The organism is Mycoplasma sp. 246B (assembly GCF_054353935.1).
The window spans coordinates 30,380-54,002 of sequence record NZ_JBTHHM010000001.1 but is presented as its reverse complement, the minus strand read 5'-3'; the positions used below and the strand labels follow the sequence as shown (position 1 = coordinate 54,002).

The window sequence follows — 23,623 nt, the reverse complement described above, 5'->3', positions numbered from 1 at the left end:
TCCTATTTAGTTTTGATTACTTTTGGATCAAGAGCATCATGAACACCTAATGCGATAAAGTATAATGATACTGAAATTGAAAGTAAAATTAAGGCAGGTAGTAATAATGATCAAAAGTTTTGTGCTGCTTCAGATGATGCTGAAAAGATTATTTCTCCTAAGTTTACATCAGTGTCACTACTAAAGAATCCTAAGAAAGCAAGTGATGAAACTGAAAGAATAATTGATGGAATTTGAGTTACATAATTAGTAGCAATTTTACCAATTATTCCTGGTAATGCATGTTTATAAATCAAACGAATTTTTGAAGCACCTACTGATTTGGATGCAGTTATAAACTCAGAATCTTTAACAGTGATTATAAATAAACGAGTTCCCCCTACTGATCCAACTCACCCAACCACAACCAATGCAATTCCTAAGGCTAAATCAGATGTACCGAATAAGGTAACTGCAATTAATAACCAAATAAGAGTTGGTGGTGCTGAAAAAATATCAATAAAACGCATCATGATAGTATCTATTTTAGAACCAACATGGAATCCTAAATATGCTCCTATAATAACACCAATAATAGTTTGAATTGATGCTACGATAAATGCTAAACGTAGTGCTTTTCAAGTTCCAACTCATGATCGAGTTCAAATATCGATACCCTTTGCCGTTGTTCCTAAAAAAGTATCTAATTTTGTTTGTGGATTTAAAGCAAGTGCTTGATCATATAAACTTTGATATTCGTTTTGATTTAAATTTTGTGCAATATTTGATTTATCAAAAATCAAATATGCACTGTATACTCGGTATCAACGATACATATCAATTAATATTTCAGATTGCTTTGTCGGTCCATTAATGCTTTGCACTGTATATTCTCTTGTTTTTAAAACTGAAGCAGCAGTGGCATCTTTTGAAATATCTAAAAACTTATCAAAAAAGCCTCCATAATTTTCGTGAAAAGCTGCTTTGTATTTTGGAATATCTTGTTCAAAACCAGCGCTTTTTAGTGTTATATAAGGTTGATACGAAGCTGGTAAAGATTTTATCGAAGGAGGCCCAAAAATAGTTTTACCTTGTTGATCTGCAATTAAATTTAAACTAATTGTGTCTGAAATCGATTCATTTGCTGAATATTTAGAACTAATAGTTACAATAATCGAAATTAAAAGCACGATTATAAAGACAATTAAAAATAATACGGATGGTCAACTTTTAAAGAATCTTTTGAGAATTTCTAAAAGTAATTTTTTTGGTTTTCCAGCTATATTAGAAAATGTTTTTTGGTTATTTGCTAGTGCAAAAGGAGTTTGTATACCATTAAAAGATAATTTATATTTTTTATTAAATTCTTTTGCAGTCATCTATATTCCTTTCGCTTTCATTCTAGCAAATTCTTCGTTTCTTTTTCTGGTAACTAAGAACAGTTTTCATAAGTTAGAACCTTTTGTTCCATATTTAATGCGTGGATCTAAAATGGTATATGAAACATCAACTAAAACGGATGTAAATACCCCGAGTAATGTGAAAAAGAAGGTATTAAACATAATAATATTAATTTCACCATTCGGAAATGCGTTAGCAATAATTTGTGATGTCCCAGGAACTTTTCAATATCTTTCGATTACTATTCCACCAGTTAACAATCCAATATATGATGGAATGATAATTGCAGCAAGTGGAATTGAAATATTACGTAATACATATTTAAAGAATATTTCAACTCTACTTAGTCCTTTTGATTTTGCTATTAAAACATAATTTGATGTTAGCACAGTAATAACTTGATTTCGAGTGTAACTGATATAACCTGATAATGAACCTAAAACAATAATCACAATTGGTGGTAATCACGAAATAACAACTTGACTTTGAGTCTGTGCTGCCGCTTCTGCCGTTCCAGGTATCGCAACAGTTGGTGAAACACCAGATGAGGCTAAAATAGTAATTAAAATTGGTGCTACTATAAATGAAGGTAATGCAATAAAAATTAATGAAAAGAAATTTACCACTGCATCAACTCATGTACCACGTTTATAACCAGCAAAAATTCCAAACAATATCCCTAAAAATGCACTAATAACAAATGCTGGTAAAGTGATAATAATTGAGTATTTTAAGCGCGAAAAGAATAATTGTGGGATGCTATTTACCCCTAAACTTGCAAATAATTTATCATCAAATGGTAAACCAAACGGATTCGCTTTATTAGTAAATAAATCATTTACCCAATAACCAAAACGAATTATTGGATTAAGTTTATAGGTTTTTCAAACATTTTGATATTGGTCATACTTTCCACGTCAATCACTTGGTAGAAAATGATAATCAATACTTTTTTCAAAACTTTGTCTAGATATATTCTGTAATGCTACCTGACTTTGACCTTCAGCACCGTTCTTTGAATTTGCAGTTTGTACAAATGGATTATCAGCAAACTGTGCTGTAAGTGTATATACAACAAAGATAATGATAATCAATGTTAATAATGCAAATCCTATCCGTTGTAAAATGTACTTAGTCATTTATCTCCTTATTTAATAATGCAAAGACAATTAACTTGCGTTAATTGTCTGGATATTATTTGGTTGCAACTTCGTATGAACCATAGTTGGTAGCATTATCAAGTGTTGCAGGTATGATAAAGTTTGGATTGCTCAATCCTTTTACAAATGAATCTTTTAATGTTCCAGTTGTTATAGTCATATTCATTCCTGTTAAATTACGGAATTCAGCAACCATATTTAACAATGCTTTTTTATTAAATACATCTTTTGTTTCATCTGATGTATTTAATCATAATCAGAAGTTTGCTGAAATTGTAAGAGGTGGTAAGTATTTTGCCTCATCTTCTTTGCTTAAAGGAACTAATTGTTCTTTTCCGTCAACTGTTTTAAGTTGATATTGATTTAAATAAGTGGAAATATCGTTTGTGTATTTATTTCCCAACTTAATTAATTTTTCAAGTGGAATCGAGAATTTAACATTGTTTTTAGGATCCTCAATAAATTTCTTTCAGTATTCAGCTGCTTTAACAAGGTTTGGATAATTTACTTGAAGTTTAGCTTTATAATCTGCATCAGTGTTAATTCAAGTAAATAATTGAATTAAGTTACCTTGAAACATATATCCATCAAAACCTGATCCGACTAAATTATAATCATATCCTCAACCAGTTACTGTGTATGGAGTTGATCCAAAATTAAAAAATTCATCAAAGTCTTTTCTATTATTATTTTTTTCAAATTTAACTTCAAAACGATCAGGATATAAACTATTAAGAACTTTTTGCATTCCTTTATAAACATTTTCATGAACTGAATTAATATTTGTAAATCGAGCACGAACTGTGAATCTTACTTTCTTTGTATCCTCTACTTTATCAAGATCGGGATGTTGTTTATAAAATTCATCCAATACTTCTTTCATCTTTGTTTTTAATATATCTAATGCACTTGAACTAAATTGATCATCAGCAGTTTTACCAACTATTGAATTTTCAGATGGTGATAATTCGGTTCCGATTTTTTCACCAAGATTAACTTTTTGTCCAGTTTTTGAATCTACTACAAACACAGTTGATAATTGGTCTCAATATGGACGTAATGTATTATATTGCAATGATGTATCTGAGTCGTTATTACGGATGGTTACATCTTGTGCAAATCCTGAAATTCATGGAATTGTAAGATTAGGTGTTAATAACTCTTGTGCAACATATGCTCAGTTGATTGAAGCAGTTAGAATATTCATAAATTCTGCTCCTAAACCTGTGGTAGCTGCTTTTAATGTATTAGTTGCAGTTCCGGCTTTGATATCAGTCAATGAAGCTCCATAAACTAATTTTGTATATGCATCATTCATAAATGAAGCAGTTGTTGATTCTTGTTGATTTTGCGGAATTCATGTAGGTGTAAATCCATTATTTGAATGACTTGTATTTCTAGATTGAACATCTCTTAAACCTCATTGCACAGGGTTTGCTGAAATTTCTTCGTGGTATGCCTTTAAATTACTATAATTTGCACTTGCTGTTAAACCTGCTTTGAATTGCTCATAATTAAATTTTGCAAAACCATCTCCTAACGGAGTTGTAGTGTAGGTATTTTGAAAAAGTTTTACACGTCTTGGATTATTAACAAACTTTTGATTTCAATAGTTTGTATTTAACTTAAAGGTATCAGTCAAAGAGGTTCCATCATAACCAGCATAGTAATATTTACCAGCATATAAAGCCGAATCCATTGACATTCCATATCAGTATATCCCAGATTCTTTAGCTAAACCATCTTGTAAATTGTTGATTTTGTTTTTGATGTCTGTTTTATCTGAATCACTTATATCACCACTTTTATAGAAGTTTGGTAGTTGTTTACTTGCCACAGTTTCTTCGATATATTGTGATGGAGCAGGAATTAAATCATAACTGTTAAAGAAAAACTTATCATATGCCAAATCAAATTTAGATTCTTTTTTTGGATCTAATTCTTGTAAAACAAAGAATTCACGTTGGTCATCGCCTGTTCCTTCAACATGTACTGATTGTGTTTTATCTAAAATTTTATTTACATCAATGTTATAAAGTTCATATAAGTATTTATTAGTTCAACTGTTTCCTTGAGCTCTAAAGTATAAATCTCCATTTACAACATATTTTTCACCTGCTAATTTTTCTAATTCTTCGGTTCCACCATTATTTAAACGAAATAGTGAATCCTGTCCAGCATAGGTACGTAATACTCCCATTCAAAAATCTTCTGCTTTAATTGGATATTTTGTTGCTTCACCTTTAGAATTAATTCATTTTTGATTTTTTCGGATTCTAAATGACATCTTAGTTGCTTTCTTTAAAGCATGTCTAAATGTATCGGAGTTAATCGATCTAGGATTATCACTTTGCAATTCAACTAAACTTAATGAATAACTACCATCTGGTTTATCGGGCTTTGGTAGTAATGGAGCATCATCTTGATCAAAAACCATATCTTTTGTTGTTCCATCATCTTGTTTTACTGTCAAAATAACTGCATCTGCTAATTCTAATGAATATCTAGAAACCGATGGTTTATGAATTGTGCGAGTCTTAATTGTTTCTAATGTTTTTGTATCTTGCACACTAGTTTCTGTGACTTCTGGACGACCATAAAAGTTTAATTCAACTAATCTTGGAATTTCTGAATCATATGTAGATTCGGTTAATCCACCTGTGGTAAATGAAAGGTCGTAAAAATTTCTTGAATCAGAATGGGTAGAATCGTATTTAACTGTATATAATCCGCTTGATGCTTGTTGTGAAAAAGAGGTTTTCCCATCAAGATTAATTGTTTTTGCAGGTGGATTAATAATTCCTAATAAAGTATCAGTCGATTGATATTTTTGTGTATCAATTTGCTTGCTAGGATATGCAAAAGCTGTGTTATATTTATCATCTGCAGGTGGTTTCGGTAAACCGTTTTCATTGCCTGGAGTTATTTCTTGATTACCTACTGATGTGGTCGAACCACCACCACAAGCAACAGCAACTGGTAATACCAGAGAACTTGCTGACAATCCTAATCATAAAAATTTCTTTTTTTTCATATTATTTTCCTTTTTTGTCTACTTTAAAAATTTTCTTACCTAAATTAATTCATTGGTCCACTATTTCTGAAAGAAATTGCAATCCATCATCATAAAAGTTATCATTCATTAAATCTACACCCACTTTTTTTAAAATCTCAATTGGATAATCACTACCACCTGCTGATAAAAAGTTGTTTATGTAGTTATCTAAAGCAACTTTACCTGACTTTTTATATTGTCTAAAAAAGTAGGTAGCAACTAGATGTCCTATAGCATATTTATATACATAAAATCCATAGTAATAATGTGGGACATAAATAGATTGGATGGTATTAGCAACTGAATATGGTTGCTTAGTTAGAGTGTATTTTAAATTATTTACATAATAGAGCTTACTAATTGAATCATAACTACCAGATACTTTCCCTTGTGAAATCGCTTGGTAAAGATCATATTCGTAGTTAGCTCAATTGGTTTGCTTTAAAACAGTACCGACAAATCCTGCGATCATTGAATCGAGAATTTGAAATTTTAATTTGTCGTTTTTTGAATTAGTTAACATATAATCTGCTAACATAAATTCATTGTATATTGAGGCTATTTCAGCTAAGAAGATGGGATACATTGAATTAGGTAAGTTTTGCCGAGTATCTGAAAAATACGAATGCATTGAATGTCCTAACTCATGTACAAGTGTTTCAACACTACGCAGTGTCCCTTCGAAGTTCATTAAAATGTATTTTTTGTCAATTCCATAGGTTCCACCGATGCTATAAGCACCACCTCGTTTGGTATCGGTGCTCATATAATCAACTCATCGCTCATCGATTGCTTTGCAAACTTGCTGATAATACTCATCTCCAAAAGGTTTTAATGCTGCTTTAGCAAGTTCATTCATTTCGGAAACTGTATAAGAAGTTTTCACATTAACTAAATCGCGAGAGTAATCTCATTTTTGACGTTTGCTATGAAATTTAAGATAATAGAACTTATCACTTCATTGCTTATATTTTTTTAATATTGTTTTACTTGAAGCAACTTTTTCAAAAAGTTTCATCAAGATTTGATTTAATACCTTATCTGAAGCTGTTAGCATTGCTACAGTAGAATCATATTTACGTAATTTTGCTTCAGTAGTCAATGCTTTGAAATGTTGGAATAATAATTCGGCAAATGTATCTTTGTGGTTAGTAAATGCTTTTCAATAATTTAAATATGCTTGCTTACGCACATTAGCATCATCGGATTTAAGAAGTTTTTGATAAATAGTGGGATTAAGTTTAATTTTCTTACCTTTTTTAGTTTTAACTGTTCCATAATATAACTCACTATTTGAAAGAATACTAAAGATATTATGTGGATTGGGTTGCCCGAATGCTGAATTAACTAAGTATTCTTCAACTTTATCATCTAATTTATGCTCATATTCTTGGATTTGATCACAAATACTCCGACGATACGATGCTAAGCGAGGATCGTCTTTTCATACCTTCATTTTTTCCATATTAGCATAAAAACGATTTGATTCAGAACCAAACTCGGTATTGAGTGTGTGTGATAAAAATTGAAATTCTGATTCTAATTGTTTAAATTTCGCATTAACTAAATCGGTATTTAAATTATTTGAAATATAATTATCAATTTTAAATGCTAATTTGGTTTGTTGCTCCGATAACATCACATCAGCTAAATAAGATTCGATGCTATCGTATTTGCTATCTTTATTTAAAATTCTGCTTTTATATACCTTTTTATACTCTGAAATTAGTTTTTCAATGCTACTACCACTAAGAATATCATCTAAATCTCAGGTATATTCACTCGGAATATCCTTATGATTTTTAAATTGCTTTGCTTTCATATTGCTCCTATTGTTATGAAAAAAGTCTTGTAACTTATAAATTTACAAGACTTTTTAATCAGTATTTAATATCATACTATCTAAAATAAGAAATGTAAATCTATAGCACCAATGGTTCAACCAAAGAGTAGAAATCTTTTATGCTTTTCTACCAACTTAACTTACTGCCATAAGTTAGGTTTCGGCTTTTATACCCTTTCATTAACTTTTTAGCATGCCTGCAAGGTTAATTACTCTTGTTAAAAGCTCCTCTATAGTTTAGCTCACAGATTACTACTATGTCGTAATCTGTTAAACTAACAACAACAGATTATGACAAAATTAAACGTTAATAATATTGCAACGTCTATTAATATATGTCATAATAATTTGTTGTGTTCCTTTTTTCATAGAAAGTAGTATACCAAAAAAATCATTAAAGCAAAATAAAAAAAACACAATTGCTTGTGTTTAATCAAAAGGAATGATATGAATATGAGTATGAAATACCATCTGACCTGCTGAAGCACCAGTATTAACTAATAATTTAAAACCACTTTTATTGTGTTCTTTGATATATTTAGCAGCCAACTCACGAGCTTTTAACATTGCATAAATAAAGTCTGCATCGTTGTTTTCTAAAATGTTTGCTTCTGGGATTTTCGGAATAACTAAAAAATGTCCAGGTTGAAACGGTTTAATATCATATATTGCAATTACTTTTTCATCTTCATAAAGAATTTCTGCTGGTATTTGACGATTAATAATTTGGGTAAAGATACTAGCCAAGGAACTTAGAATCCTTTGCTGAATCTTTTAATTTTGCATCATCTATACCTACAGAAACACGGTAACCTAAATCTAAGAATGCTTTGACAACTTGATCATATAAAGCAGAATCAGAAAGGTTTAATAAAACGGATAATTTAATAATTTTGTCTTTAAAAGGAGTAGCATCGAAACTAATAATTTTTTTAGTAATTTTTGCTGGTTGTCCTTGCTTGTCTTTATCTGGATTGTCTATTTCAATTGTTTTACCAATCGGTAAAACTCAGTTGAAAAATGATACTTGAATATTTTTATCATCAGAAGAAATATTAATTGCTTGCGATAAATTACCATTAGCATCGACTGAAACTAGACGAGAGTTTACAGGATCATAAAATCCACTTAAATCGCTAAAATTTGCGATGTTTTTTAAAATCTCAATATTTGATGTAGCTCCATCTTTTCCGACTAAGAATCTAAATTTATTATCATTTTTTAAAACTCCTACATATGAAGCAAGTTGCTTTTGTTGACTAGCATCAAAAAATAATAAGTCGTCAGAAGCATTTTTGTTAGTTGTATAACTTGTTTTTGCTAAATTATTATAATCATTGATACTTGAAATTTGACGAGTTTGTAGGGTAAAAATATCATCTGCATTAGAACTTTTGTATTGTCAAAGTTGCACAAACTGGTTTTTGACTAAATAATCTATTAATAAAAAGTTATTTAAGTCAAAATTATCTTTATTTGCATCATAGTCACTTTTATTAATCTTTTCTAATTCTTCTTTTTTATTGATTTTAAAATAAGTAGCAACCAATAAATTTTTTAAAACATTATATCTAACATCTGATTCATCTATTTTAAATAATAATTTAAATTGATCCATATTCGGATGATTATTGGTAATATTTTGTGGTTGTAATAAGTTTAAATCATTTTGATTGAATAATCCTAATTTTTGTAATTTAGCAAGTTCTTTATTATAAAAATCATTATCCTTTTGTGATTCAAATGCTAAATATGCTAAATATGCATTATATGCATCAGTTGCAAAACTTTGCGATTGCAAAAATGTTTCATTAATTTGGGTTTGATTTTTATTATTTAAATCGAGATTATAGTATTTGCTTACTACTCCTAACAATCAAGTTTTTTCGATTTCTTTTTTGATTGCATCTTTTTTTTCAAAAGATAATTCTTGTTTAGTTTTTTCAGGAGTATTAACTTTGGTTCCACATGCTACAGTGGCAATTGGTAAGATGCTAATTAAAGAAGATAAAGCAAAATACTTAAAGCGTTTTAACATTATTTATCTCCTTTATTAAGTTCATTTGCTACAACTGCTCCGATGACATCAAAAGCAGATTTGTCGCTGTAGGTATATTTTTTGGTATTTAAATCAAAGTAACCGACTTTTAGTTGACCATCTTGATAAACAATATTTAATGAATTATTTTTATTATATGTATCATTGATTCATTGATTAATTTTTGAGATATCATCTAAATCTTTTGATAAATGAATTCCATTATCTATCACCTTTATCCTTGATTCTACATTTGTGATATCACTTTGTGTATAATCAGTGTTAGTTAATGAATTTGGGTTCTTTGTATTTAATACTGTTGCAACAAATTTTGGATCAGAAAGTGCATTAAGTAAAAAATCTTCTTTTGAAATACTTGCACTTAATTTATCTGTAATATGTAAATTTGTGTTATTGCCTGCTAATAAGTTTAATAAGTCACTTTTAATAAAATTGTTATAGTTATCTTTTGAAATTTTATAATCTGAAAATAACATTAATCCTTTATCAGTAGGGATAAGATAAAAATTAGGTTTGTTTTTGATGCTATATGCAAACGCTAAACGTTTATTACTGTCATCGATATTTACTGCGAATGCTTTGTTAAAAGTATCTTTGATATAAATGCTAAATTGATCACTTGTTAGCGAATCTATTAGTCGTTTTATATTAGTATTTACATTATTTACTAACTCAGAAAATTCTTGAATTTTGCTTTTATCTTTTGATTCTGAAATTGTTTTTGCTTTATCTAAATCAGATTGAATCAATGATTCAAGTTGTGGATTAAATCCTTTTGGTAATTGGTAAATAGTTGATAAATCAATTTGAGGTAATACAACAGATGTTTTGTTAGCATTAGCTTGTTGTTCAAAAATTCCTTGGGTTTGTGTTGCTAGTGCTTGATTTACATCCAAGTTAACTAAATCAGAAAACGATGTTATACCATTTGTTGCTAATGTGTTTGATTTAGTTAATGTTAAGTTATCTAAGGCAAATTGAAATTGCTGCTTACTTGGAACATCTGAATTTGACTTACTGATTCCATATAAAGTAGGAATATCTACAAAATTATTAAGGTAATCTATATTTGCTTTAAGAATTGGACTACCATCTGCTGTTTTTACACTGGTATATCTTAAGATATTAATAAGTTTATCCTTTGCACCATCTTTATCAAAAGAAAACGGGAGCAATAAATCTTTGTTTGCTACACCTGGAAGTAAAATTGAGGTTGTAATATGAATATCATTTTTTGCAAAATATTTTGCCACTAAAGCACTTGGATCAATTTTGTCTTGAATAAATGATTTGGTTGTAAATAAAATAATAGAACTTGAATTAGCATCGGGTCGAAAGTATGTAACATTTTCTTTTAAGTATGGGACTACATTATCACCTTGTTTATAAAGCAAATCCTGCAATTTATTTCCGTTTGCATCAAAATGCGGGATATCTCTTTGTGCCTTACGGTTTAATGCACTTGCAGAAATAATTTTAGTTTCAATTGTAAAACGACGTTTGGCTTCAGTTTCAACTTCCTTAAATGTTGCATATTCGACTGCTTCATCAATGTTTTTAGAATTACCATACTCTGTTTGCAACTTTTTATTTCAAGCATCTAAATAAGTATTGGGTTGAAATGATTGACGGGTACTTTCGAATTCTGCATTAATTGCTTTGCGTTTTTCTGAACGGATTATTGCTAATGATTTTAAATCACTCGCTACTTTAGGATTTTCACCAGGTAATAATGATGCATTATAAATTTGGCGATATTCATCAGCTGCTTTTTGCTCTTGATCATAAAAATAAAATACTGCTTGACGGTAAATATCATCAATTTGTTTATCATTTGCTTCTTTATTACTTTCTAATGCATTTTCCAAATCACCTACATTCATTTCAGTAGTAATCTTTGATTTATCATTAGTATTAAAGAATTTGAATGCTGCTGCATTTTTTGCTTGTGCCTGCACATAATCAATTCGGTTAACGCTTATACCTAACGGTATAGCAATAGCAGCAATAATAATCACTCCTAGCGAACCTAAAATCCCAAAATTAATTCAATTTCTTTTGCGGCGATTAGTTTTGATAAGTTTTTGCTTATCTTCATACGAATCATTAAGTTCGGTTAAGCGTTCAAAAAATGTCTTTTTTCTCTTTGCCATTTTTACCTCAATTTTGTTTCTTATATAAAAGTTTTTAATATATTATAGCAAAAAAAATGTATTTTTTGCAGCGATTTGGTAATGCTATATTTGTATTTATCCACCTATATATCATATGTTCTTAAAATTGTATAGTATTAATAATATGATTATAAACTTGTTAGTAAATAAAATTATGCAACTTTATTTTGTATATAGTTGCATAATTTTATATTTTTTACTTTGTTTTTTGGGTTGTTGTAGTGCTCGATGATCCTGATGCAGAGCTAGTTGTAGTTGCTTTTGTTTCTTTCTTTTCGTCTTTTTTTCCACCTTTATATGTTATAACAGCATCTGCTTTACCATTACCTCTCATAATTGTTACTCATAAATTATAATTTGTTTTCTTAATATGTTCAAGTTGTTCAGGAGATAATGTTGATAGATTTTCAGGCAGCTTTTTACTTGGGTCTCTTGGTGGGTAACCGAAAATTCAACTATTTAATCCCCTCCCTAATCCTAATGCATCTCTAATTGCTAAATATTTTTGAACATCGTGTTTTTGTAATCAATTTAAATGTTCAGTTGTTATATCAGAAACATTTGCAGGAATCGCAACACTACTATAATCTTTTTCAGGTATAGGTTTTGGTTGATTTTTTATTGGTGGTAATGTACTTTCGGTTTATTTGATATCCGATTCATTTCCTGGTTGTCCAAAAATTCAATTATCAGGCAAAGGTTTTAATACTTGCATAATCGCTTGAAATTGTGAAAAATTATGCATTTTTATTCATTCAAGTTGTCCAGATGAGATGGTTGATAAATCAGTTGGAACTGCTATTTTGCTATAGTCTATTTGTCTTTGTGGTTTATCTATTGGAGTAGTTGAAAATGTATTAAGGTTTTTATTCATATTTTCAACAGAGAAAAGAATTTTTTCACTTCCGTCTTTTTTATAAAAAGCAAATGAATAAAATTTATTTGGTATTAATGCATTATCATTATCTTTATCTCATTTAAATAAAAGTGGATATTGTCCTTCTTTAAGTGGATCTTGATTTACATCAACACTAGCATATGCTGCCTTAATGTCTCCGTCTTTTACAAGACTATTATCATCAAGTGATTTAACTTCTGCTGCAATAGCAACTCAATCACCTTTAATTCCGACAAGTGGTTGGTCGTGGAGAACAAAGACAAATGAACCATTCTTTGACATATAGTTTTCACTTCTAGCAGCAGGGTGCTTTAAATAAATAACTTTTATATCTGCTTTAGCAGGTGCTACACCATATTCAGTAACATTAATTGATTGATCTGTTATTTTTTGTTCTTTTGCAGGTGCTTGAGTTTTACCTGCACCACATGAAACAGCAACAGCAGCGACAGTTGTTAAAGTAACCCCTGATGCCGATAAGTATGCTAAAAGTTTCTTTTTAAATTTCATATTATCCTTCTTTCTCAATTTCATAATCAATGTGAAATTGTATGTTATATCGAAATTAGTAATGAAATATAACATAAATAGTTATTTTATGTTTTTTTTTTTTTTTTGCAAAGAAATGTGAGAATTTTACATATTTTACTTTCCTTGTTATTTGAAATTTTCACAAAATTTCCATATTTCTTCTTTTTCTAGAAAATCCTATGAAAAAATATCTCATGAAAATATTATTATGATTTAGTATAATTAATTTATGAATATTTTTAATGACAAAAAAACTATAATCGCTTTTAATGAGCTAGCTTATCAATTTAGATTTGTTTATTCTTTATTTGGTGAGAGCTTAAAGCAAGCTAAAAATGGAAATCTACCTTTTGATGATATAGAAACAATTATTACTTATAACACACTAATAAAACTGAAAGAATCTGGATTACCATTAAATTTAAATTTAAATGAAAAAAATATTTTTATCCCACAAATTAAAATAAATAATGAATATATTTATCTAAATATCCTGATACAAAGCAATAATATAAAAGCTAATTCAAAAAATTCTATAAAATTATTAAAAAAAATAAACGATGGTAATTTTTGTATATTGCCAAAGTTATTTGATTATATATATGATAAAAATCCTGATACATGAGTTTTTGTTTATTATGATTTTTTAGATAAAAAAACGAAACTATACACTATTTCAAATATAAATATTAATTATTATAAAACAATTAAAATTGATAATCTGGAACTGCCTTATATAAATATTGAAAAATCGATATAAAAAAGCAGCTTCCTATTTTGACCGTTAGGCTATCGTCGGCGTAAAGTGGCTTAACTACTGAGTTCGGAATGGTATCAGGTGATTCCACTTGCTATGGCTACTGGTAATATAATACAGATTTTTTTTAAAATACCAAATATTTTTTTATTTTTTTGTTTGAATTCATAATTAATAAAGATATAGTTTTAAAATCACAGAAAATAAGGTAAAATATAATAATATATTATGTAAGGAGAACAAATGATTAAACACCAAGAGCATAAAGAATTAGCTGAATATACAATTAAGGTTTTAATTCCTACTGATGAAGTAAAAAAGAAAAATGACTTTTATTTTAATGAAGCTTTAAAAAAGGTAAAGGTTCCTGGTTACCGTCCTGGAAAAGCACCGCGCGAGAAATTAGAAGCATATTTAGACACAAATGCTATTTCACGAAAAACTGTTGATTCATTTCTTCACTCAAGTTTCAACGATGTTGTAAAATACTTAGATGACAAAAAAATTAAAGCACTTTCAAAATATTCACTAGATGTTAACCCTCAAAAAGATGGTAGTTTAGAGATTTCTTATCATTTTCCTATGTGACCTGATTTTTCAAAAGTAGATTTAAAGAATTTAAAAGCAAAAATTAAACTTCCTAAATCAGGTGAAAAAGATAAGAAACAAATTATTGAAGAGTTTTATAAAGAAACAGCTATTAAAGAAGTAGTTAGTGATCCAAAAGTAAAGTCAAAACTTACTGATACAGTAAATATTGATTTTAAAGGATTTATTGATGATGAACCTTTCGAAGGTGGTGAAGCAGAAGGTGTTGATTTAGTATTAGGATCAAATACTTTTATACCTGGATTTGAAGACCAATTAGTTGGTAAAACAACAGGATGAAAAGGTGATATAAAAGTAACATTTCCTGGTTCATACTTCGTAAAAGAATACCAAAACAAAGAAGCAATTTTTGAAGTTAAAATTAATTCTATTACTCGCTTAGTGCAAAAAGAAATAACAGATGAAATTGTTAAAGGATACAATTTGGGTGAAAATGTTCAAACAAAAGATCAATATCTAGATTTAGTATTCAACAAAAAATTAAAAGAACATTTTATAACATCGATTCATAATTTTGAAAAAGATATCATAAATGAAATGTTAGAAATTGCTAACCCTGTTGTCCACCCAAATTTATTAGAAGATGCTATTAAAAAACTACAAGAAGATTTTGATAAGAATTTAAAGCAATATGGAATTAAAAAGAAAGAATACTTCCATCTTGTAAAATCAACTGAAGAAGATATTCAAAAGGAATTTGAAAAGACTGCATTAGAACAAGAAAAGAAAGCATATGCAAGTAGACATATGGCTGAAATCTTACCAAAAGATAAAGATGAATTAGAAAAACAACTAAATGAATTTAAGGATTTATTAGTTGATTATCCAATTGATCAAAGAGATAAATATGCTTCACTACTAATTCTTTATTTAATCATTAAAGAAAACAAACATAAAGATTCTACAAAATTAGCAAAAGAGTTTATTAAGTTTATTAATTTCTTAGCTAAATAAAATAATATAACGAAGTTTTTTACTTCGTTTTTTCTTCCTTTTATTCCTAAGATTATAAAAAAACAGGTGATTTACTCACCTGTATATATGTGTTATTACATTACTGACTTAATTGCAGCTTTAATAATTCCTACTGATCTAGCAAATTTTTCTTTTTCTTTATCGTTTAATTTAATTTGCACAATTTGCTTAATTCCTTGACTTCCAACAACTGCTGGAACACCAATTACAACATCACTAGTTTCGTATTCTCCATTTAATAATACTCCTAGTGGTAATACAGCATTTGCATCTTCTTGGATGTATCTAAGAATTTGTGCTAAACAAGCACCTATTCCATAATAAGTTGCTCTTTTTCTTTCAATAATTTTATACGCTTTGGTATAAACAGGTTTTTCAAGTTCTTCGATGTAGTTTGAAGCATTAATTCCTGTTTTTGCTTCAAATTCTGAGAAAGGTAATCCGGCAATTTTAAATGTTGAGAAGTTTACAAGTGATGAATCCCCATGTTCTCCAAGCACAAATGCTTCAATATTGTTGGTTGAAACACCTGTTTTCTTTGAAAGTAATTGTTTCAGTCTTGAAGTATCAAGGATTGTTCCTGATCCAATAACTTTTTTAGGATCAAATCCTGTTTCTTTCATATATACATATGTCATTACATCAACTGGATTTGATGCAATAAGAGTAATTCCTTGGAATCCACTTTCCTTAATTTGTTTAGCGATATCTCTCATAATAAGAGCATTATCTTGAACCATTTGTAATCTAGTTTCACCTGGCACTTGTGGTCTTCCTGCTGTAATAACTACTACATCTGCATCTTTTGCATCAGTATAACTTGCTGCAAAAACTTCAAATTTACGAACTGATGGAACAATAACATCTTCTAAATCTAAAACATTTCCGTCTCTTGGTCCATCGAATTTATCTATAATACCATATTTAGCAGCTAATCCTTGATTAATTGCTGAATATAAGAATGAAGCACCAACTGCTCCGGCACCAACTAAAATAACTTTTGTTGCTTTCATATAAAACTCCTTTAAAATGTATGCTATCCTATTATACTATTTTTATGGTATTAATAACTTATTTTTTTATTTTTATTTCGATTTATTTTGTATGCAAAAGTTTGATAATAAAAAACTAATACATTAAATGTATTAGTTTTATGTTATTATAATTCAACAACTTTTCCACCATTAGCTTCGACAGCTTCTTTTGCTGCTTGTGAAGCTTTATTAACAGTTACAGTTAAGCATTTGCTTAATGTTCCTTTTGCTAAGAGTTTAATAGGTAGATTTCTTTTTACTAATCCTTTTTCAAATAATGATTCAATAGTAACTTCTGAGTTATTTTCATAATGTGTTTGCAGTTGATCAAGGTTAATGATTTGGTATTCAATATGGTTTACATTAGTAAATCCGCGTTTTCCTAAACGACGGAATCACGGAGTTTGTCCCCCTTCAAATCCTAATCTATGTCCTTTGCGCTTGTTTTGTCCTGATTGACCTTTACCAGCTTGTTTTCCTTTACCAGCAGCATGGCCACGACCTTTACGGTGCTTGCTTGGTCTTGAACCTTCTGTTGCTTTAAGAGTATGTAATTTAATTGACATTATCTTAAGTCCTTTACATCTTTATTTCTGATTTCAGCTATTTGTTCTGGTGTTCTAAGTTGTCTAAGTGCTTTAACGGTTGCTTTAACAGTGTTAGTCTTTGAACGAGAACCATATGTTTTAGTAACAATATCTGAATAACCTGCTAATTCTGCGACAGCACGCACTGTACCTGAAGCAATCAATCCTTTCCCTTTAGAGGCAGGTTTTAGCATAACCTTTGATGCTAAGAATTTAGCATAGACTTCATGTGGGATAGTAGGTGATTTTGAATCAAAAGGAACTGAAATAAGGTTGTTTTTCGCATCTTTAATTGCTTTTTTAATGGCATCTGGAACTTCATTAGCTTTTCCGTGTCCATAACCTACACTACCTTTTTTATTCCCTATTACCACAAAAGCAGAGAAACTAAATCTTCTTCCACCTTTAACAACTTTGGTAACACGAGCAATATCGATTACTTTTTCGCTGTATTCAGAAACTTCTTTATTGCGACGATTGTCACGGTTTGCTGGTTTTTTAAAACGGTTTTCTGTTTTTGACCCACGGTTTGGTCTGTCAGTTGCATTTGTATGAACTGGTTTTTGTTCTGATGAGTTTGATGGCTTGTGGTTAATATTTCTGCGAGGTCTAACTTCCTTAGTTCCGGTTGTTGGTCTGACAACCTTATAATCTTTTTTAGGTTCTTTATTTTCTTTTTGGTTTTCCATAACTAGAATTTAACTCCTTTTGCTCTAACTGCATCTGCAAATGCTTTGATTCTTCCATGATATAAATATCCACCACGATCAAAAACAACTTCTGAAAGATTAAGTTTTAAGATTTTTTCTCCCATTAAATCGCCTAATTTACTTGCAGCAGCAATATTTCCACCATATCCTGGTAAAGATAAAGTGGATGCTGATGCTAATGTAACTCTTTTTGAATCATCGATTAGTTGCGCATATAAGTTTTGGTGTGATTTAAAAACATTTAAACGTGGTTTGCTTGCACTACCAACAATGTAATGACGGGCACGATTATGCTTAAGTTTACGTGCTTGATTTCTTGATAATTTCGCCATATTTGCTGCTTACTATTTAGAAGCAGTTTTCCCTTCCTTACGTCTAATTTTTTCACCTTTATATGAAATCCCCTTACCTGAATATACACTTGGGGTTCTTACTGCACGAATTACTGATGCAAAATGCCCAACACTTTGCTTGTCAATACCTAAAACTGAAACTTCGGTTTGTTTAGGACTAACTACAACTTTAACATCTGCTGGAACTGTTAATGAAACAATATGACTGTATCCAGCTGATACATCTAGCTTATTTCCTGTTAAAACTGCTTTGTATCCAACACCCTTAATTTCAAGATCTTTTTGAAATCCTTTTGAAACTCCTAATAACATATTTGCAATATGTGCATTGGTGGTTCCGTGTAGTTGTTTAGTAATTTTTTCTTCGTTCGCACGAACGGTTGATACTTTATTCCCATCAACATGAATTGAAATAAGTGGACTGAATTTTCTTGATAAAGTTCCTAATGGACCACTGATAGTAACAACATCAGCATCCATTTTAAAGGTTACCCCTGCAGGAATAGTTAAAACACGATTTCCAACACGAGACATATCCTAAACCTTATCAAATGTAGGCAATAATTTCACCACCTACATTTTCCTTTCTTGCTTCTTTTCCAGTCATTAAACCTTTAGATGTAGAAATAATTACAGTACCATAACCTGAAATAATAGAAGGAATTTCATCTGATTTAACATATACACGTAAACCAGGTTTCGAAACCCTTTTAATCCCAACAATCGCTGATTGTCCTTTTTTATATTTTAATGTAACTACAATTTGCTTATCTATACCTTCACCTTCAACTGCATAAGAAGCAATGTATCCTTGTGATTCAAAAAGTTTTACAATTGCTTCTTTTTTCTTAGAAAAAGGAATTGAAACGGTTTTATGTCTACGCGCGTTGGCATTTTTAATACGAACCACTAAATCTGAAATAGGATCTGTTATAAACATAATTATCAACTCGCTTTCTTCATACCTGGAATTTTACCTTCATGTGCTAAGGTTCTAAAGCAGATACGACATACTTTATATTTTCTTAAAACCGCATGTGGACGTCCACATAATTCACAACGTGTATAAGCACGTGATGAGAATTTAGGATGACGTTTTGCTTTAACAATTAATGCTTTTCTCGCCATTATTTAGCTCCTTTTTTCTCGAATGGTACACCTAGTAATTCTAATAAACTACGTGCTTCTGCATCTGTGTTTGCTGTAGTTACGATTAGGACATCAAGTCCTTTAATGCGACGAATTTTATCAAATTCAATTTCTGGGAAAATAATTTCCTCTTTAATCCCTAAAGCAAAGTTTCCTCTTCCATCAAATGCTCTAGGATTTGCCCCACGGAAATCGCGAATCCGTGGCATCGCAACATGAATTAATTTTTCTAAAAAGTCTCACATACGACCTCTGCGTAAAGTAACTTTACCACCCATAGGCATCCCTTCACGAAGCTTTCATGAAGCATTTGACTTTTTAGCTTTGGTTTGGAATGGTTTTTGTCCTGAAATAATGGTTAATTCGTTTAAAACTTCTTCGATTGCTTTTGAGTTTGAAACCTCTTTACCTGCAGTCATATTCAATACGATTTTTTCTATTCTTGGAACTTGCATTATTGATGAGTATTGGTATTTTTCTTTTAAAGCAGGAACTGCTTTTTTAACATAAACATCTTTTAGCATAATTAATTAATATCCTTATTGGTTTTTTTAACAAATCTTACTTTTTTACCATCTTTATTAATTCTGTATCCAAGTTTTGAAGCAATATTTGGTTGTGATTTTGTGGCTTTTTTTGCTAAATAAGCAACATTTGATACATGAATTGGAGCAGCCATCTCTTTAATTGAACCGTCTTGATTTTTTTGGCTAGGTTTGTTGTGTTTAGTTACAATATTAACATCTTTGATGATAACACGGTTTTGTGAATGTAATACTTTTTCAATAGTTCCAGTTTTACCTTTTTCGCTTCCAGCAATAACTATAACTGGATCATTTCTTTTGAACTTAATTTTTGACATAAATTAACTCCTTATAAAACTTCCGGTGCTAATGAAACTATTTTTGGAAACTTGTCACGCAATTCACGAGCAACTGGTCCAAATACCCGTGTTCCTCTTGGTGTTAAATCTTCTTTTAAAAGTACTACAGCATTATCATCAAAACGAATATATGAACCATTATTACGGTGTATTCCGTATCTTGAACGAACTACAACCGCTTTCACAACTTGACCTTCCTTTACCATTCCAGTAGGAATAGCTTTTTTTACAGAACACACGATTATATCACCGATATTAGCAACTTTTTTCTTTGCCCCACCTAAAATACGAATTACACCGATTTCTTTTGCACCTGAGTTATCGGCAACATTTGCTTTTGATAATTCAATTAGCATTATTTATTTCCTTCTAAGGCTTTCTCTTTAATTGAAACCAATCTGAAGTGTTTAGTTTTAGAAAGCGGTCTAGTTTCCATAATAACTACCACATCATTTAATGCTGCTTGATGATTTTCATCATGTACTGCAAATCTTTTAGTAGATTTAAAACGTTTTGCATAAAGTGGGTGCTTTTTAAAAGTATCAACAGCAACAATAATGGTTTTAGCAGCTTTCCCCGCCGAAACAACTGTTCCTGTTAATGTTTTTCTAGTATTTCGTTCCATATTATTTTGTATCCTTTTTTTGGTTTAATGCTGTGAGTGCTTTTGCAATATCAGTTCTTAAAACTTTAATTTTGTGTGTTTCTTTCAAATCACCAGTAACATTACGGTATCTAAGAGTGAATAATTCTGCTTTTAATTTAAGCACTAATTCTTGTAATTCTTGCTTTGACTTCTTTTGTAAATCTTTAAAAAGCATTATTGTACTCCTTCTTTTTTAACAATTTTTCATTTAACTGGTAATTTATGTCCAGCTAAACGAAGGGCATCGCGAGCCACTTCTTCAGAAACTCCACTTACCTCAAACATCATTGTATTAATTTTAACTGCTGTATATCATAGTTCAGGAGCTCCTTTTCCTGAACCCATACGAACTCCAATTGGTTTAGAAGTTTTTGAAAAGTGAGGGAAAATACGAATAATAACTTGTCCTTCACGACCCATTCTACGAGTAGCAGCAATACGAGCTGACTCAATTTGACGTGCAGTTACTCATGCAGATGTAACTGCTTGTAAACCATATTCACCAAAATTCACTGTGTTTCCTTTGGTTGCCTTACGTTTGTCATGCTGAACCACAAATGGTTTACGATATTTAGTTCTTTTTGGTTGAAGCATATTTATCATCTCCTTCCAAAATTTCACCAAGTGAAATTCAAACCTTAACCCCAATTGCTCCATAAGTAGTGCGAGCAGTTGCTGTTGCATAGTCAACATTTTGTCTTAAAGTATGAAGACGCATTTCTCCATCAGAATAACCTTCTGTACGAGCCATATCAACACCATTTAAACGTCCTGATACCATTGTCTTAACACCTTTGGCTCCAGATTTTAAAGCAGCACGCATTGCTATTTTTTGTGCTTGACGGAAACTGTCACGATTTTCAAGCTTAGTAGCAATCATTTCTGCTAATAATCTTGCATTTAAATCTGGTTTTTTAAGTTCAACAACTTGAATTCTAAGGTTCAAGTGTTTGTTTTTTACGAATTTTTGAACCTTTAATGTAAGTTCTTGGATGTTTTTACCTTCTTGACCTAAAACTGCTGCTGGTTTTGCAGTGTGCAAGAATACAGTAACTTTATTATCTTTATTTCTTTTAATTTGAACTCTACCAATTTGATATTGACGCACTAATTTATCGAAAAACTTATAGATTTTAGCATCCTCAACTAAATAATCACCATAATTTGCTTTTTCAGCAAATCATACTGTATTGTGTGCCTTAGTAATTCCATAACGGAACCCATTTGGATTAACTTTTTGTCCCATTAGTTTCTCTCCTCTAAAACAATTTTAAGGTTTGATGTGCGTTTAAAAATTGAATAAGCACGACCTTGGCTTCTTGGTTGAAATCTTTTAAGAGTTGGTCCTTCATTGACATAAACTTCTTTAACAAATAATTTCGATGCATTCATTCCGTGGTTGTTAGTTGCATTTGCAATTGCTGAGTTAAGTAGCTTCATAAAAATTGGTGCTGATTTTTTTGATGTGTTTCTTAAAAGCCCTAAAGCAATTGAAACATCTTTTCCTCTAAATAAATTAGCCACTAATTTTGCTTTTGAACTACTTACTCTTTGAAGTTTAACACTTGCTATAGCTTGTTGTGCCATTATTTCTTCTTACCTTTATCTGCGCCGTGACCTGAAAAAGTACGAGTTGGAGAGAATTCTCCAAGTTTGTGTCCTACCATATCATCGGTTACATATACTTCGATAAATGATTTTCCGTTATGAACTGCAAATGTTAATCCAACGAAACTAGGGAAAATTGTTGATCTTCTTGATCATGTCTTGATTGGTTTTTTAGGTGCTTTTCCTTCAACGATTGCATCAACTTTTTTAAGTAAGTGATCGTCTGCAAAAGGTCCTTTTTTCAAACTACGTGACATTATTTAGCATCCTTTCTTCTTCTTAAAATAAGTTTATTTGAAGATTTCTTTGTTTTTCTGGTTTTCACACCAAGTGCTTTTTTACCTCAAGGAGTAAGTGGAGCTTTACGACCAACTGGTTGTTTTCCTTCCCCTCCCCCATGTGGGTGGTCTACTGGGTTCATTACTGAACCACGTACGGTAGGTCTAATTCCTTTATGTCTATTGATTCCAGCTTTACCAACATTAACAAGTAAATGTTCTTCGTTACCTACTACACCAACTGTAGCACGACAACGAGCTAAAATACGACGTGTTTCACCTGATTTAAGTTTTAACACTACATATTTTCCATCATCATCCTTACCAAGAATTTGTGCAGAAGTACCTGCACTACGAGCAATAATACCTCCCCCTCCTGGTTGCATTTCAATGTTATGCACGAATGTACCCTCTGGGATAAATGCTAATGGTAGTGCATTCCCTACTACAATATCAACATTTTCTCCTGAGAGAACTTTTTGACCTAAAACAATCCCTTTAGGTGCTAAAATATATCTTTTTTCTCCGTCTGCATACGCTAACAAACAAATATTTGCCGATCTGTTTGGGTCGTATTCGATTGTTTTAACGATAGCAGGGATATCATCTTTGTTACGTTTAAAATCAATGATTCTGTAGAATCTTTTAACACGTCCTCCACGATGTCTAACAGTGATCTTTCCTTGATTGTTACGACCAGCATGGTTTTTTAAATTTACCAACAATGATTTTTCTGGTTCATGACCTGAAAGATTTGTTTTAAAATCTAATGAAGACATATTTCTACGACCATTGGTAGTTGGCTTATAATGTTTTAATGCCATTTATTTTGTCTCCTTGCTTAAAAATAGTTGCGGATCTTTCTTTTAAGCAGTAATTTCCGCTCTGTAAACTTAATAAATTAATGAATATCATTCCCATTCATTAATTATAA

General features: G+C 30.4%; 28 protein-coding genes, 1 rRNA gene and 1 riboswitch. Of the genes, 2 read left to right on the top strand and 27 right to left on the bottom strand.

Annotated elements, in window-relative coordinates; translation table 4 throughout:
- Positions 1-2: 2 nt before the first annotated feature.
- The 9 genes from ACXYRR_RS00340 to ACXYRR_RS00300 all read right to left on the bottom strand — a co-directional run bounded on the left by ACXYRR_RS00340 (position 3) and on the right by ACXYRR_RS00300 (position 13,079).
- The gene (locus ACXYRR_RS00340) at positions 3-1,358 is read right to left on the bottom strand and encodes an ABC transporter permease (protein ID WP_458597243.1); all 1,356 of its coding nucleotides are present in this window, start codon (positions 1,356-1,358) and stop codon (positions 3-5) included.
- Positions 1,359-2,519 (bottom strand): ABC transporter permease, encoded by a 1,161-nt coding sequence (locus ACXYRR_RS00335; RefSeq protein ID WP_458597242.1) that lies wholly within the window; start codon positions 2,517-2,519, stop codon positions 1,359-1,361. It abuts the gene before it with no gap.
- Between the two features lie 55 nt (positions 2,520-2,574).
- On the bottom strand, positions 2,575-5,574 hold the full coding sequence (locus ACXYRR_RS00330; RefSeq protein ID WP_458597241.1) for an OppA family ABC transporter substrate-binding lipoprotein: 3,000 nt from the start codon (positions 5,572-5,574) through the stop codon (positions 2,575-2,577).
- 1 nt (position 5,575) lies between these two features.
- A complete protein-coding gene (gene pepF, locus ACXYRR_RS00325; RefSeq protein ID WP_458597240.1) occupies positions 5,576-7,417 on the bottom strand; it encodes an oligoendopeptidase F in 1,842 nt (613 codons plus the stop codon).
- Between the two features lie 95 nt (positions 7,418-7,512).
- A riboswitch (Lysine riboswitch) is annotated at positions 7,513-7,679 on the bottom strand.
- 188 nt (positions 7,680-7,867) lie between these two features.
- On the bottom strand, positions 7,868-8,185 hold the full coding sequence (gene hinT, locus ACXYRR_RS00320; protein WP_458597239.1) for a histidine triad protein HinT: 318 nt from the start codon (positions 8,183-8,185) through the stop codon (positions 7,868-7,870).
- Positions 8,178-9,476: a HinT-interacting membrane complex lipoprotein P60 gene (locus tag ACXYRR_RS00315; protein WP_458597238.1), complete on the bottom strand. Its 1,299-nt coding sequence runs from the start codon at positions 9,474-9,476 to the stop codon at positions 8,178-8,180. The genes hinT and ACXYRR_RS00315 overlap by 8 nt, the downstream gene beginning before the upstream one ends.
- Positions 9,476-11,650, bottom strand: a complete 2,175-nt coding sequence (locus ACXYRR_RS00310) for a HinT-interacting membrane complex protein P80 (protein WP_458597237.1) — start codon at positions 11,648-11,650, stop codon at positions 9,476-9,478. Before ACXYRR_RS00310 ends, ACXYRR_RS00315 begins: the two co-directional genes overlap by 1 nt.
- Positions 11,651-11,867: 217 nt before the next feature.
- The gene (locus tag ACXYRR_RS00305; protein ID WP_458597236.1) at positions 11,868-12,005 is read right to left on the bottom strand and encodes a hypothetical protein; all 138 of its coding nucleotides are present in this window, start codon (positions 12,003-12,005) and stop codon (positions 11,868-11,870) included.
- Between the two features lie 309 nt (positions 12,006-12,314).
- Positions 12,315-13,079, bottom strand: coding sequence for a hypothetical protein (locus ACXYRR_RS00300; RefSeq protein WP_458597235.1), 765 nt, complete (start codon positions 13,077-13,079; stop codon positions 12,315-12,317).
- 250 nt (positions 13,080-13,329) lie between these two features.
- On the opposite strand from ACXYRR_RS00300, the gene ACXYRR_RS00295 reads away from it, so the two are divergent.
- Complete coding sequence (locus ACXYRR_RS00295) at positions 13,330-13,860, top strand: hypothetical protein (RefSeq protein WP_458597234.1); 531 nt, start codon at positions 13,330-13,332, stop codon at positions 13,858-13,860.
- Here ACXYRR_RS00295 and rrf read toward each other — a convergent pair.
- A 5S ribosomal RNA gene (gene rrf / locus ACXYRR_RS00290) occupies positions 13,860-13,965 on the bottom strand. The genes ACXYRR_RS00295 and rrf overlap by 1 nt on opposite strands.
- A 135-nt stretch (positions 13,966-14,100) precedes the next feature.
- Between rrf and tig the strand changes: the two genes are divergently transcribed.
- Positions 14,101-15,420 carry a trigger factor gene (gene tig / locus ACXYRR_RS00285; protein ID WP_458597233.1) on the top strand — a complete coding sequence of 440 codons (1,320 nt, stop codon included), beginning with the start codon at positions 14,101-14,103 and terminating at the stop codon, positions 15,418-15,420.
- A gap of 95 nt (positions 15,421-15,515) precedes the next feature.
- On the opposite strand, the gene ACXYRR_RS00280 is transcribed toward tig, so the two are convergent.
- From ACXYRR_RS00280 to rplB, 17 genes are all read right to left on the bottom strand, one after another.
- Complete coding sequence (locus tag ACXYRR_RS00280; RefSeq protein ID WP_458597232.1) at positions 15,516-16,454, bottom strand: L-lactate dehydrogenase; 939 nt, start codon at positions 16,452-16,454, stop codon at positions 15,516-15,518.
- A gap of 146 nt (positions 16,455-16,600) precedes the next feature.
- On the bottom strand, positions 16,601-17,041 hold the full coding sequence (rplO, locus tag ACXYRR_RS00275; protein WP_458597231.1) for a 50S ribosomal protein L15: 441 nt from the start codon (positions 17,039-17,041) through the stop codon (positions 16,601-16,603).
- Positions 17,041-17,751, bottom strand: coding sequence for a 30S ribosomal protein S5 (gene rpsE / locus ACXYRR_RS00270; RefSeq protein WP_458597230.1), 711 nt, complete (start codon positions 17,749-17,751; stop codon positions 17,041-17,043). Before rpsE ends, rplO begins: the two co-directional genes overlap by 1 nt.
- Positions 17,752-17,753: 2 nt before the next feature.
- Positions 17,754-18,104, bottom strand: coding sequence for a 50S ribosomal protein L18 (gene rplR / locus ACXYRR_RS00265; RefSeq protein WP_458597229.1), 351 nt, complete (start codon positions 18,102-18,104; stop codon positions 17,754-17,756).
- 12 nt (positions 18,105-18,116) lie between these two features.
- On the bottom strand, positions 18,117-18,659 hold the full coding sequence (rplF, locus tag ACXYRR_RS00260) for a 50S ribosomal protein L6 (RefSeq protein ID WP_435130157.1): 543 nt from the start codon (positions 18,657-18,659) through the stop codon (positions 18,117-18,119).
- A gap of 10 nt (positions 18,660-18,669) precedes the next feature.
- Entirely contained in the window at positions 18,670-19,065 is a 396-nt protein-coding gene (rpsH, locus tag ACXYRR_RS00255; RefSeq protein WP_435130154.1) for a 30S ribosomal protein S8, read from the bottom strand.
- 2 nt (positions 19,066-19,067) lie between these two features.
- On the bottom strand, positions 19,068-19,253 hold the full coding sequence (locus ACXYRR_RS00250) for a type Z 30S ribosomal protein S14 (RefSeq protein WP_435130152.1): 186 nt from the start codon (positions 19,251-19,253) through the stop codon (positions 19,068-19,070).
- Positions 19,253-19,798 carry a 50S ribosomal protein L5 gene (gene rplE, locus ACXYRR_RS00245; RefSeq protein ID WP_458597228.1) on the bottom strand — a complete coding sequence of 182 codons (546 nt, stop codon included), beginning with the start codon at positions 19,796-19,798 and terminating at the stop codon, positions 19,253-19,255. Before rplE ends, ACXYRR_RS00250 begins: the two co-directional genes overlap by 1 nt.
- Before the next feature lie 2 nt (positions 19,799-19,800).
- Complete coding sequence (gene rplX / locus ACXYRR_RS00240) at positions 19,801-20,136, bottom strand: 50S ribosomal protein L24 (RefSeq protein WP_435130147.1); 336 nt, start codon at positions 20,134-20,136, stop codon at positions 19,801-19,803.
- A gap of 11 nt (positions 20,137-20,147) precedes the next feature.
- Positions 20,148-20,513: a 50S ribosomal protein L14 gene (gene rplN, locus ACXYRR_RS00235; protein ID WP_435130145.1), complete on the bottom strand. Its 366-nt coding sequence runs from the start codon at positions 20,511-20,513 to the stop codon at positions 20,148-20,150.
- On the bottom strand, positions 20,513-20,782 hold the full coding sequence (gene rpsQ / locus ACXYRR_RS00230; protein ID WP_435130142.1) for a 30S ribosomal protein S17: 270 nt from the start codon (positions 20,780-20,782) through the stop codon (positions 20,513-20,515). Before rpsQ ends, rplN begins: the two co-directional genes overlap by 1 nt.
- Position 20,783: 1 nt before the next feature.
- A complete protein-coding gene (gene rpmC, locus ACXYRR_RS00225; RefSeq protein ID WP_458597227.1) occupies positions 20,784-20,978 on the bottom strand; it encodes a 50S ribosomal protein L29 in 195 nt (64 codons plus the stop codon).
- A complete protein-coding gene (rplP, locus tag ACXYRR_RS00220) occupies positions 20,978-21,397 on the bottom strand; it encodes a 50S ribosomal protein L16 (RefSeq protein ID WP_435130137.1) in 420 nt (139 codons plus the stop codon). The genes rpmC and rplP overlap by 1 nt, the downstream gene beginning before the upstream one ends.
- Entirely contained in the window at positions 21,375-22,049 is a 675-nt protein-coding gene (gene rpsC / locus ACXYRR_RS00215; RefSeq protein WP_458597226.1) for a 30S ribosomal protein S3, read from the bottom strand. Before rpsC ends, rplP begins: the two co-directional genes overlap by 23 nt.
- Entirely contained in the window at positions 22,049-22,390 is a 342-nt protein-coding gene (gene rplV, locus ACXYRR_RS00210; protein ID WP_458597225.1) for a 50S ribosomal protein L22, read from the bottom strand. Before rplV ends, rpsC begins: the two co-directional genes overlap by 1 nt.
- A complete protein-coding gene (gene rpsS, locus ACXYRR_RS00205; protein ID WP_435130128.1) occupies positions 22,390-22,668 on the bottom strand; it encodes a 30S ribosomal protein S19 in 279 nt (92 codons plus the stop codon). Before rpsS ends, rplV begins: the two co-directional genes overlap by 1 nt.
- Positions 22,668-23,513, bottom strand: coding sequence for a 50S ribosomal protein L2 (gene rplB / locus ACXYRR_RS00200; RefSeq protein WP_458597224.1), 846 nt, complete (start codon positions 23,511-23,513; stop codon positions 22,668-22,670). Before rplB ends, rpsS begins: the two co-directional genes overlap by 1 nt.
- Positions 23,514-23,623 lie beyond the last annotated feature (110 nt).